Annotated in this window: 2 protein-coding genes; both read left to right on the top strand. The window is 28.0% G+C overall.

The window, feature by feature from the left end:
* Positions 1 to 879 (top strand): 4-hydroxy-tetrahydrodipicolinate synthase (dapA, locus tag IE124_RS34055; RefSeq protein ID WP_189513894.1); only part of this gene is annotated, 879 nt, incomplete at its 5' end.
* A 28-nt stretch (positions 880 to 907) separates the two neighbouring features.
* On the top strand, positions 908 to 1,023 hold a 116-nt coding region (locus tag IE124_RS36225), incomplete at its 3' end, for a pyruvate dehydrogenase E1 component-related protein (RefSeq protein ID WP_502266941.1).

Below are 1,023 nucleotides of genomic sequence, written 5' to 3'. Positions count from 1 at the left end.
ATGATTAGGGGAAGCATAGTTGCAATTGCTACACCCATGAAAAGAAATGGTGTAATAGACTGGGAATCTTTGAGAACTTTAGTAAAGTTTCATTTAGAAAATAATACAGATGCAATAGTAGCAGCAGGTACAACAGGTGAAACAACCACACTAAATTTAGAAGAACATTTTAAAGTAATACGTACTATTGTTAATGAGGTAAATAATAAGATTCCAGTAATAGCTGGAATAGGTGCTAATTCAACCAGTGAAGCAGTTAATTTAACAAAATCTGCAAAGGAAGCTGGGGCCCATTCTGGATTATCTGTAACTCCTTATTATAATAAACCTACTCAAAGTGGAATGTTAGACCATTTTAAAGAAATAGCTTCTGTAGGACTTCCAATTATAATTTATAATGTGCCAAAAAGAACGGGTGTAGATATTTATAATGAAACAATTTTAAAATTATCAGAAATTAAAAATATTATAGGAATAAAAGAATCTTCAGGTGATTTAGAAAGAGCTGTAGAATTAATTGAAAAATTAAAATATAAAGATTTTGCTTTATATTCAGGGGATGATAGTACAGCTTGTGAATTTTTATTATCTGGAGGTCATGGAGTAATTTCTGTCTCATCTAATATAGTTCCTAAAAAAATGCATGAATTATGTATTGCTTCAATAGAAGGAAATATTGAATTAGCTTATAAAATAAATAAAAAATTAATGCCATTGCATTATGCTTTAAGTATCGAATCAAATCCTATTCCGGTAAAATGGGCTTTAAATAAAATGGGTTTAGTAAAAAAAGGAATAAGATTACCTTTAACCTGGTTAGCAAATAAATATCACTCAACCTTATTAAAAACATTGCAATTATTAGAAGTATTAAAATAAATTAGTAAAAATATTAGGAGATATTTTTATGATAAAAGATCTTGATCCTACAGAAACGAAAGAATGGATTGACTCTATAATTTCAGTAATGGATCGAGAGGGAATATTTCGTGTAAAATATTTATTAAATAGTATGATAAATTA

Origin of the sequence: Streptomyces narbonensis, from assembly GCF_014649015.1 — a bacterium.
GTDB classification, from domain to species: Bacteria; Actinomycetota; Actinomycetes; order Streptomycetales; family Streptomycetaceae; genus Streptomyces; species Streptomyces narbonensis.
The sequence above is the reverse complement of the archived record's forward strand: the minus strand, read 5'-3'. Positions and strand labels throughout refer to the sequence as shown.